Here is an 8,692-nt window from a genome sequence, read left to right on the forward strand (position 1 = left end):
CAGGGGATCGGGCATGTTGGGCGCGCCGGTGCGCGCCGCGGCGCGCGTCTCCCCCGTGCTGCCCGGTTTGGGCGACGATCGCGAGGAAGAGCGCGGCGACGAGGGCATGATGGCGGCCTGTGGTTCAGACGTGGGCAACGAGTGCGATCAGGGCAATCCGGTCGACCAGAGCGACGATCGGGCGGGATTCCAGAGGAGTTCGCAATGCCGTTGAAAGACCGGGCCGCCAGCCGTAAATCAGGTCGGCACCTTCTTCAGCATTTCGATGCCGACCTGGCCCGACGCGATCTCGCGCAGTGCCACCACGGTCGGCTTGTCCTTGGCCTCGACCTTCGGCGTGTGCCCCTGCACCAGCTGGCGCGCGCGGTAGGTCGCCGCGAGCGCGAGCTCGAAGCGGTTCGGGATGTGTTTCAGACAATCTTCGACGGTAATACGCGCCATATCAAATCTACCTTGAGACAGAACCTATGCGATGGCCGCCATTTTACCGCAGGTGGCCCGCGGCCCCGCGGCCTCGCGTTTCAGTGGATGCCGAGTTCGATGAACAGATCGGCGTGCCGGGCCTTCTGCGACGAGAAACGCAGGCGCGTGGCACGCACCACGCAGCGCAGCTTTTCCAGCGCTTCCTCGAACACGTCGTTGATGATCACGTAGTCGGCTTCGGAGGCATGCGCCATCTCGCTGCCGGCCGCCAGCAGGCGCCGCACGATCACGTTGGGCTCGTCCTGCCCGCGCTTGCGCAGGCGCTCCTCGAGCGCGGTCAGCGACGGCGGCAGGATGAAGACCTCGACCGCGTTGGAGAAGCGCTTGTGCACCTGCTGCGCGCCCTGCCAGTCGATCTCCAGCAGCACGTCGTGGCCGTGCGCCATCTGCTGCTCGATCCAGACGCGCGAGGTCGCGTAGTAGTTGCCGTGGACCTCGGCCCATTCAAGGAACTCGCCGCGATCGCGCGCCTCGCGGAAGGCCTCGATCGTGGTGAAGTGGTACTCGCGTCCATCCTGCTCGCCCGGACGCGGCGGCCGCGTGGTGTGCGAGATCGACAGGCGGATCGACGGGTCCTGCGCCAGCAGCGCGTTGACCAGCGTGGACTTGCCCGCCCCCGACGGGGCCACCACCATGAAGAGGTTGCCGGGGTAGACGGTGTCGATCGCGGTATGCGCTTGCGCCACCGGTTGCGCGGACGCCTGCGCGGACGATTGCGCCGGCGCGCTGGACTGCGCGTTGGGCGAAGACTGGGACGAAGGATGGGACTGAGTCGGGTCGCTCATGTTGGTCATTCGAGATTTTGAATCTGTTCGCGCATCTGCTCGATCAGCAGCTTGAGCTCCATCGAGGCATCGGCGAGCTCCTTGGCCGCGGCCTTCGAGCCCAGCGTGTTGGCCTCGCGGTTCAGCTCCTGCATCATGAAGTCGAGCCGCTTGCCGACCTGGCCGCCCTTGTCGAGGATATGCCGGGTCTCGTTCAGATGCGCCTCGAGCCGGGACAGCTCCTCGGCGATATCGATGCGGATGCCGTAGACGGTCGCCTCCTGGCGGATGCGCTCGCCGATCTCGTCGCGCGACATCGACGGCATGCCGTTCGGCGCGACCAGGTTGAAGGCCTCCTGCAGGCGCTCGGTCAGTTTTTCCTGATGCTGCGCGATCAGGTCCGGCACCGCGGGCGCCAGGCGCTGCACGATCGCCAGCATCGCGTCGATGCGGTCCACCAGCGTGGCCTTGAGCGCATCGCCCTCGCGGCGGCGCGCTTCGAGCAGCTGCGCCAGCGCGTCCTTGGCGGCGCCGAGCACCGCTTCGCGCAGCGCGTCCTGCGACAGCTCGGGCTCGATCAGCACGCCGGGCCAGCGCAGGATCTCGCCCATGCGCAGCGTGCCGGCCTGGTCGAAGGTCTGCGCGACGGTGGCCTCGAGCTCGCGCAGCTGCGCCAGCAGCCCGGTATTGAGCGCCAGCGCCGCGCCGCCCGCGTCGGTGCGCTGCAGGTTGATGCGGCACTCGAGCTTGCCGCGCGACAACTTGGCCATCAGCATCTCGCGCAGGGCCGGCTCGAAGGCGCGGCATTCTTCCGGCGCGCGGAACAGCAGATCGAGGAAGCGCGAATTGACGGTGCGGAATTCGACCGACACGGCGGCGGTCCTGCCGCTGGGCGCGCCATGCGCGTCGGTCAGCGGTGCCTGGCGCGTCGCCAGGCCATATCCGGTCATGCTATGGATCATGGATTCGTCTCTTGAAGGGGCTGGCGGCGAGGACCGCACGGCGCGGCGATCGCGGCCGGCCCGGCAGGTGGGCTGACCAACACTGTAATGAACACTGTATTGTAAAGAACTTTGCCCCGCGGGCCCCGCGGGGGCGCGGTCCGGCCCATGCGGACCCATGGCGCAGCCACGCGGACCCATGCCAGGCCCATACCCGCCCATCGCGGGCTCCGTGGCCGGCTCCATCGCCGGACCCCATCCTGGCGTCCGACCGCCCGCGCGCCGCCCTCCCCGCCAGCGTCCCGCGCCGCCCGGCGTTAAAATCGCGCCTGTTCCCCGATTTCCCTTCCAAGAGAGCCTCCATGCGACCCAGTGGACGCGCGGCCGATGCGCTGCGCCCGATCACCCTGACCCGCCATTACACCCGGCACGCCGAAGGTGCGGTGCTGACCGCCTTCGGCGACACCAAGGTGCTGTGCACCGCCAGCGTGCTGGCCAAGGTGCCGCCCCACAAGAAGGGCAGCGGCGAAGGCTGGGTGACGGCCGAATACGGCATGCTGCCGCGCGCCACCCATACCCGCTCGGACCGCGAGGCCGCGCGCGGCAAGCAGTCGGGGCGCACGCAGGAGATCCAGCGTCTGATCGGCCGCGCGCTGCGCTCCGTGTTCGATCTGTCCAATCTCGGCGAATACACGCTGCAGCTCGACTGCGACGTGCTGCAGGCCGATGGCGGCACCCGCACCGCCGCGATCACCGGCGCCTTCGTCGCCGCGCACGACGCCGTCTCGGTGATGCTGCGCGACGGCCTGATTACCGCAAGCCCGATCCGCGACTTCGTCGCCGCGGTATCGGTCGGCATGGTCGACGGCGTGCCGGTGCTCGACCTCGACTACGCCGAGGACAGCGCCTGCGACACCGACATGAACGTGGTGATGACGGGCAGCGGCGGCTTCGTCGAGGTCCAGGGCACCGCCGAGGGCGTACCGTTCTCGCGCGCGCAGCTCGACGCGATGACGCAGCTGGCCGAGCGCGGCATCGCCCAGCTGGTCACGATGCAGCGCCAGGCGCTGGATCTGGCATGACGGCGGACATGAACGCGGGCATGACGACGGGCATCGCGATGCGCGCGCCGCAACGCCTGGTGCTGGCCTCGAACAACGCGGGCAAGCTGCGCGAGTTCGGCGCGCTGCTGGCACCGCTGGGCTTCGACGTGGTGCCGCAGCGAGAGCTGGGCATCCCCGAGGCCGAGGAACCGCACGTGACCTTCGTCGAGAACGCGCTGGCCAAGGCGCGCCATGCCAGCCGCCTGTCGGGCCTGCCGGCGCTGGCCGACGACTCCGGCATCAGCGTCGATGCGCTGGGCGGCGCGCCCGGCGTCTATTCGGCGCGCTACGCGCAGCTGGCCGGCAAGGAGAAGAGCGACGCCGCCAACAACGCGCATCTGATCGCCGAACTGGCGGGCCAGACCAACCGCCGCGCCCACTACTACTGCGTGCTGGTGCTGGTGCGCCATGCCGACGATCCGTGCCCGATCATCGCGGAGGGCCGCTGGGACGGCGAGGTCGTCGACACCCCGCGCGGCGACGGCGGCTTCGGCTACGACCCGTACTTCCTGCTGCCGGCGCTGGGCAAGACCGCCGCCGAGCTGTCGGCCGAAGAGAAGAACCGCGTCAGCCATCGTGCGCTGGCATTGCAGGCGCTGTGCGAGCGGCTGCGCCGGGATGCGGCCGCCCCCACCGCCCCCACCGCCGCCCACGGCCAGCCATGATTCCGATCGTTCCCGTCCCGGCTTCCGGCGCCGCCGCGCCCGCCCCTGCTGCATCGGGCGGCGACAGCGTCGGCCTGTGGCTCAAGCCGGGGCAGATCTCGCTGCCGGCCTCGCCGCCGCTGTCGCTGTTTGTGCATGTGCCCTGGTGCGTGCGCAAATGCCCGTACTGCGACTTCAATTCGCACGCGGCGCCCGACGGCAGCGAGATTCCCGAGGCCGCATACCTGGACGCGCTGCGCGCGGACCTCGAGCAGTCGCTGCCGCTGGTTTGGGGACGCCCCGTGCATACGGTCTTCATCGGCGGCGGCACGCCGAGCCTGCTGTCGGCCGCCGGCATGGACCGTCTGCTGTCCGACATCCGCGCGCTGCTGCCGCTGGACGCCGATGCCGAGATCACGATGGAGGCCAACCCCGGCACCTTCGAAGCCGAACGCTTCGCCAGCTATCGCGCCAGCGGCATCAACCGGCTGTCGATCGGCATCCAGAGCTTCGACGACGAACACCTGCAGGCGCTGGGCCGCATCCACGGCGGCGCCGAGGCCCGGGCCGCGATCGACATCGCGCTGCGCCACTTCGACAACGTCAATCTGGACCTGATGTATGCGCTGCCCCAACAGACGCTGGCGCAGTGCCGGCAGGACGTCGAGACGGCGCTGTCGTACCGCACCTCGCACCTGTCGCTGTACCACCTGACGCTGGAGCCGAACACGCTGTTCGCGCGCTTTCCGCCGGCGCTGCCCGACGACGACACCGCCTACGAGATGCAGGACTGGATCGAGGCGCGCACCGCCGAGGCCGGGTATCGCCATTACGAGACCTCGGCCTATGCGCAGCCGCATCGCGAGGCGCGCCACAACCTGAACTACTGGCGCTTCGGCGACTACCTCGGCATCGGCGCGGGCGCGCACGGCAAGCTGTCGTTCCCGCATCGCGTGCTGCGCCAGATGCGCTACAAGCATCCGGCCACCTATATGGCGCAGGCGATGGCCGGCAGCGCGGTACAGGAGGCGCGCGACGTCGATGCGACCGAGCTGCCGTTCGAGTTCATGCTGAACGCGCTGCGGCTGACCGACGGCGTGCCGGCGAGCCTGTTCCACGACCACACCGGCCTGCCGCTGCATGCGATCCGGCGCGAGCTGGCGCTGGCGACGGACAAGGGCCTGCTGGACCCGGACCCGACCGTGATCCGCCCGACCGAGCTGGGCCGGCGCTTCCTGAACGACCTGCAGGAGATCTTCCTGAAGTCGTGAGGCGCAGCGGCCGAACCCGCCGCACCAAAGAAAAAGGCCGCAGTTCAGACTTGCGGCCTTTTTCCATCTCACGCTGCCATCGCAGCGAGGGACATCGCGTCTGCGTCAGATCGGCGACGCCATGTCGTTGGCGACCTGCACGCGCTGGCCGACCTGCAGATTGTTGGCCTGGCGCTGCGTCACGGTGGCCATGCGGCCATCGTCCAGGCGCACGTGCACGCGATAGACGGTTTCCATGCCGCCGGTGGCGCGCTGTTCGATCTGGTTGCCGGCCACGCCGCCCGCCACCGCACCGCCGATGGTCGCGATGGTCTGGCCGCGGCCGCCACCGATCTGGTGGCCGAGCAGGCCGCCGGCGAGGCCGCCGATCACCGTGCCGAGCAGACCCGAGCTGGCGCCGCGCGGTTGCTGGATCGGCTCGATCGCTTCGACGCGGCCGTAGAACACCGAGCCCGCGGGCGCCTGGTAGGCCCCCTGGCCGGTCTGGTAGCCGGCATTGGGGGCACCGTAGCCATAACCGCCACCGGGCGCCGCGCAGCCGGCGGTGCCGATTGCCGCGGCCAGCGCAGCGGTGCCCAACAAAGTCTTGCCATTCATTTAATGTTCTCCTGACTGGGACGAGAAGAGACGGGATGCGGCGCGGCGCCGCTCCCTCCTGCCCTAGGAGATATACATCCAGACAAGGTTCCGCGATGTCGGACGGACGCCGACAGCCCGCGTTTCTTGTCTTCCCGCGGTGCAAGATGTGTAACGAGGCGTTTCCCTGCCCGTTTCCGCGGCCTTTCCGCGGCCTTTCCGCGGCCCGTTTGCCGCCCCGTTTCCCGGGCCCAACCCGCCTTGCTATAATGCGCGGCCGGTCGCAAGGCCGGCCATCAAGGGGACTGGAGACGTAACCGAGTGGTTTAAGGCAACAGTCTTGAAAACTGGCGGCCTTGACGCCAGCACGGGGAAGAAAGGGCAACAAAAACAATGGGTTACTAGGCTCAGCGCGGTGCTTACCACAGGCACTGTTTAGCGGATTCCTAGCGCATCACAAAACGGAAGCGTGGCCGAGCGGTTGAAGGCACTAGTCTTGAAAACTAGCAACGGGGTAACCCGTTCGTGGGTTCGAATCCCACCGCTTCCGCCAACACAAACGAAGAATGCGGATGTGCGACGCCCTTGTCTGGTCCTTTGACGCGATCACTAGCATCAGTTGGCTTGAGGTCATTAAGGCGTTTGCCCCTGTGGCAACGGCCATCATCGCGTTCATTGCGTTGAAGAACTGGCAGCGACAGGATAAGGCCAAGAGGGAAGCGGAATTCCTTGATGCCCTTATCGAAGCTACCCACACCTACCTCACAGAAGTACCAAAGCCCATCACGCTGTTGGAGATGGCAAAAATCGGAATGGAAAGCCACGTGCCGACGTGGGAAAGCGGCGAGCCGGCAGACAATGCGGTCAAGGGCGCAATTGCCTATATCCAGAAGAATGGTGAGCGCGACGCTAAGCGTTTGCTGGAGGTGCTAGAAGCCGTTCAGCCGTCAGCAATTAAGCTCAGATCCCTAGCAACGAAGGGACAAGTCTTCAAGTTCGATGGTTACGCGAAGTGCCAGAACGCAATCGCCATGCTGACATGGCATTTCGACAGGCTCGAAGCTTTCATGACCGTCATCGGCTCGCCAACATGGAACTGGGAACACCCGGAAATTCTGCAGCTCCTGAAGGACATGATGGCTATTGAGCCAGAAGACATTCGCAAGAACCTCAAAGAGAACAATGTGGCCATGCTCGAATACGCCCGTGAAACCTACGAGCGAATCTACGGCTAGGCCGTACTGTTCGTTTGAGCTCTCATAACGTCAAGGTGATTGTCCCATGCTCGATCAAATCAAAGGCATCACGGCTAGCTTGTTCAATGCTGTATTGCGTGGGAGTGCTGACCACGGCGGCACTTTCCGGCTGTTGATCACTGCGAAGGTGGACGGGGAAGAGAAGCCCCTCCTCGTGGTCGGCAATGCACATAGTCAAGTTGAAGACGGCCATTGCATCGCGATCTGGAATCCTGATGAGGACCTGTCAACCTCAGTCATCGCTGGCTGTGCATATATGGGCGACAGCTTGAAAGACATCGTCCGTGGCAAATGCGACGCGATGGTCGAGTTGTGGATCGACGCCTATAAGAAAGATGGTGTGAATGTGATAGGCAAATACCAGGCGAGAGACCCGAAGCCAGCCAAGTTTAAGATTCGGTAGCATTGGAACGTACAAGCCGCCGCGCGCCGCCCCCCCTGGCGGCGGCCCTGTGGTGATCGCGGCCCCAGCCGCCCGCTAGCGCCGCGCAGCCGTCAACACTACTTACCCCGTCGCAGGTATTCCTTCTCTGTCTCCCGCACCAACTCCGCAGCGGGAATCCCCAACGCTTGACCAATACCGATCAGGGTCGTTATGGTCGGCTGCCTTATTCCCCTTTCAAGACGGGACACGAAGCGCGAGAACGCCAAGCGTGCCGCCATCGCCGCAGGCGTTCCTTCGGAGTCGGTGCAGATCACCGTTTACAAGAATGACGGAGGCGTGCGCTTCGGCTGGAAGCAGAAGGTGGCACCCGCGGTCGACAAGGCTGGTGTGGTGCCCACACCGGCAAGCGGGCCGCGTGGCGCCAGCGCGAGCACTGCCCGTACCGCAACGGCGGCCACTGCCAAAAAGCGGCCTGTAGCGGCCCCTGCCGCCCCACAGCGAGAGGAGCGCAACGGGGTCAAGCGCCCGCGCACTGGTGGCGCGTGTGCTGCCGTGTGGGAATACCTTGACCAGCACGGCAACATGCAGCCGAAAGAGCTAAAGCCTGTCGCCGCTGAAAGGGGATGGAACGAGAACAATGCCCTTATCGAACTGTATGGCTGGAGGAAATTCATGGGGTTGACGCGCGCTGCCGCCAAGTAAGTCAAGCACCCGGCAGCACCCGCATGCGCTTCCAAACAGGAGCGCATTTCTTTTGTGCGGTAGGATGGCGCTTCGGCTTCCTATCTGGAAGGCCAATCACAGGGGCCACTATGAACGGCGTCGAACAGTACCTCGCTAACTGGAAGCATTCGCTTCTATCCAGCATTCCGGTTGGCGGTCTACTATCCCGCAACCCTGTCGCATACAAATGGAGAGCGACCTTTCGGGTCTGGATGTTGCGCGAGGCGGTGTTTTGGCGTCTCAATGATCTGATGACTCCGTCCTACGCGCTGCATCAACAAGGGCATGGCTTGGGTGCGCGCATTCTGCTACGAAGCGGATTTGAGTCATTGGCCACGTTGATCTACCTCAACAAACTCATGCAACAGGTGCTAGATGGCAAGCTGAGCTTTCACGCCTTCAGTGACAAGACGGCCACGCTGTTGCTCGGCTCGCGGGACGGATCGACGGAACATCAGTCCGTCAACATCATGACGGTGCTTGAAAAGTGCGACAAGCGGTATCCCGGCATCGCAAAGCTCTACGGCATTCTGTCCGAGAGCGCGC

General features: G+C 65.7%; 13 protein-coding genes and 1 tRNA gene. 9 read left to right on the top strand and 5 right to left on the bottom strand.

Annotation, left to right across the window (positions count from 1 at the left end; all coding sequences use genetic code 11):
* A partial coding sequence (locus AC6EI8_RS21235) for a hypothetical protein (protein WP_498382789.1) occupies positions 1-214 on the top strand: 214 nt, incomplete at its 5' end.
* Between the two features lie 23 nt (positions 215-237).
* Here AC6EI8_RS21235 and rpoZ read toward each other — a convergent pair.
* From rpoZ to AC6EI8_RS21250, 3 genes are all read right to left on the bottom strand, one after another.
* Positions 238-441: a DNA-directed RNA polymerase subunit omega gene (gene rpoZ / locus AC6EI8_RS21240; protein ID WP_006578656.1), complete on the bottom strand. Its 204-nt coding sequence runs from the start codon at positions 439-441 to the stop codon at positions 238-240.
* An 80-nt stretch (positions 442-521) separates the two neighbouring features.
* On the bottom strand, positions 522-1,118 hold the full coding sequence (gmk, locus tag AC6EI8_RS21245) for a guanylate kinase (protein WP_187829170.1): 597 nt from the start codon (positions 1,116-1,118) through the stop codon (positions 522-524).
* Between the two features lie 155 nt (positions 1,119-1,273).
* Positions 1,274-2,209: a YicC/YloC family endoribonuclease gene (locus AC6EI8_RS21250; RefSeq protein WP_149317957.1), complete on the bottom strand. Its 936-nt coding sequence runs from the start codon at positions 2,207-2,209 to the stop codon at positions 1,274-1,276.
* A 341-nt stretch (positions 2,210-2,550) separates the two neighbouring features.
* Between AC6EI8_RS21250 and rph the strand changes: the two genes are divergently transcribed.
* The 3 genes from rph to hemW are packed head-to-tail and all read left to right on the top strand — an operon-like array spanning position 2,551 to position 5,206.
* Positions 2,551-3,270, top strand: coding sequence for a ribonuclease PH (gene rph, locus AC6EI8_RS21255; protein WP_226108212.1), 720 nt, complete (start codon positions 2,551-2,553; stop codon positions 3,268-3,270).
* Positions 3,267-3,956, top strand: a complete 690-nt coding sequence (gene rdgB / locus AC6EI8_RS21260) for an RdgB/HAM1 family non-canonical purine NTP pyrophosphatase (RefSeq protein WP_498382790.1) — start codon at positions 3,267-3,269, stop codon at positions 3,954-3,956. The genes rph and rdgB overlap by 4 nt, the downstream gene beginning before the upstream one ends.
* Positions 3,953-5,206, top strand: coding sequence for a radical SAM family heme chaperone HemW (hemW, locus tag AC6EI8_RS21265; protein ID WP_498382791.1), 1,254 nt, complete (start codon positions 3,953-3,955; stop codon positions 5,204-5,206). The genes rdgB and hemW overlap by 4 nt, the downstream gene beginning before the upstream one ends.
* Before the next feature lie 105 nt (positions 5,207-5,311).
* Here hemW and AC6EI8_RS21270 read toward each other — a convergent pair whose 3' ends face one another.
* Positions 5,312-5,803, bottom strand: coding sequence for a glycine zipper 2TM domain-containing protein (locus AC6EI8_RS21270; protein ID WP_149317954.1), 492 nt, complete (start codon positions 5,801-5,803; stop codon positions 5,312-5,314).
* A gap of 442 nt (positions 5,804-6,245) precedes the next feature.
* Between AC6EI8_RS21270 and AC6EI8_RS21275 the strand changes: the two genes are divergently transcribed.
* The 3 genes from AC6EI8_RS21275 (at position 6,246) to AC6EI8_RS21285 (ending at position 7,441) form a co-directional block, all read left to right on the top strand.
* A tRNA-Ser gene (locus tag AC6EI8_RS21275) sits at positions 6,246-6,335 on the top strand.
* A 19-nt stretch (positions 6,336-6,354) separates the two neighbouring features.
* Positions 6,355-7,017 carry a hypothetical protein gene (locus tag AC6EI8_RS21280; protein ID WP_498382792.1) on the top strand — a complete coding sequence of 221 codons (663 nt, stop codon included), beginning with the start codon at positions 6,355-6,357 and terminating at the stop codon, positions 7,015-7,017.
* A gap of 46 nt (positions 7,018-7,063) precedes the next feature.
* On the top strand, positions 7,064-7,441 hold the full coding sequence (locus AC6EI8_RS21285) for a hypothetical protein (RefSeq protein WP_498382793.1): 378 nt from the start codon (positions 7,064-7,066) through the stop codon (positions 7,439-7,441).
* A gap of 98 nt (positions 7,442-7,539) precedes the next feature.
* On the opposite strand, the gene AC6EI8_RS21290 is transcribed toward AC6EI8_RS21285, so the two are convergent.
* Positions 7,540-7,701, bottom strand: coding sequence for a helix-turn-helix domain-containing protein (locus AC6EI8_RS21290; protein WP_498382794.1), 162 nt, complete (start codon positions 7,699-7,701; stop codon positions 7,540-7,542).
* A gap of 25 nt (positions 7,702-7,726) precedes the next feature.
* On the opposite strand from AC6EI8_RS21290, the gene AC6EI8_RS21295 reads away from it, so the two are divergent.
* Positions 7,727-8,125, top strand: a complete 399-nt coding sequence (locus tag AC6EI8_RS21295; protein ID WP_498382795.1) for a hypothetical protein — start codon at positions 7,727-7,729, stop codon at positions 8,123-8,125.
* A 110-nt stretch (positions 8,126-8,235) separates the two neighbouring features.
* On the top strand, positions 8,236-8,692 hold a 457-nt coding region (locus AC6EI8_RS21300; RefSeq protein WP_498382796.1), incomplete at its 3' end, for a hypothetical protein.

Source organism: Cupriavidus sp. R6-3 (assembly GCF_059772245.1).

Bases quoted from the DNA above. Each gene is read 5' to 3' on its own strand.
- rpoZ (WP_006578656.1), bottom strand. From the start codon at position 441: ATGGCGCGTATTACCGTCGAAGATTGTCTGAAACACATCCCGAACCGC.
- gmk (WP_187829170.1), bottom strand. From the start codon at position 1,118: ATGGTGGTGGCCCCGTCGGGGGCGGGCAAGTCCACGCTGGTCAACGCG.
- AC6EI8_RS21250 (WP_149317957.1), bottom strand. From the start codon at position 2,209: ATGATCCATAGCATGACCGGATATGGCCTGGCGACGCGCCAGGCACCG.
- rph (WP_226108212.1), top strand. From the start codon at position 2,551: ATGCGACCCAGTGGACGCGCGGCCGATGCGCTGCGCCCGATCACCCTG.
- rdgB (WP_498382790.1), top strand. From the start codon at position 3,267: ATGACGGCGGACATGAACGCGGGCATGACGACGGGCATCGCGATGCGC.
- hemW (WP_498382791.1), top strand. From the start codon at position 3,953: ATGATTCCGATCGTTCCCGTCCCGGCTTCCGGCGCCGCCGCGCCCGCC.
- AC6EI8_RS21270 (WP_149317954.1), bottom strand. From the start codon at position 5,803: ATGAATGGCAAGACTTTGTTGGGCACCGCTGCGCTGGCCGCGGCAATC.
- AC6EI8_RS21280 (WP_498382792.1), top strand. From the start codon at position 6,355: ATGTGCGACGCCCTTGTCTGGTCCTTTGACGCGATCACTAGCATCAGT.
- AC6EI8_RS21285 (WP_498382793.1), top strand. From the start codon at position 7,064: ATGCTCGATCAAATCAAAGGCATCACGGCTAGCTTGTTCAATGCTGTA.
- AC6EI8_RS21290 (WP_498382794.1), bottom strand. From the start codon at position 7,701: ATGGCGGCACGCTTGGCGTTCTCGCGCTTCGTGTCCCGTCTTGAAAGG.